Annotated in this window: 1 pseudogene; it reads right to left on the reverse strand. The window is 61.0% G+C overall.

The annotated features are described in order from the left end of the window. Window positions 1–287: pseudogene (locus tag EN862_RS35780) on the reverse strand (outer membrane beta-barrel protein); the annotation flags it as partial.

Here is a 287-nt window from a genome sequence, read left to right on the forward strand (position 1 = left end):
CGGCTGGCGTGGCGAATTGGGTGCTGCCAAAATCGGAATAGCGATAGTCAATGTTTGCGACCAGTTTGTCGGTCGGCGCGTAGGCGAGGCCAGCGCCCACCGTCCAGCCAACCTTGGTTTTACTGAAGTCAGCCCCGGGGAACACCGGACCGCCGAGGCTGGCTTCCCGTACGTCTTCTTCATGGGTATCCCCCGGTTGATCCTCAAACGCGGCGACGCTCGTAATCGGCAGGGGCAATGGCAGGAATTGGATCTCTGCGCGGCCGAATTCCCGCCCAAGCCAGAAA

Source organism: Mesorhizobium sp. M2E.F.Ca.ET.219.01.1.1 (assembly GCF_004016445.2).
Classification (GTDB): Bacteria; Pseudomonadota; Alphaproteobacteria; order Rhizobiales; family Rhizobiaceae; genus Mesorhizobium.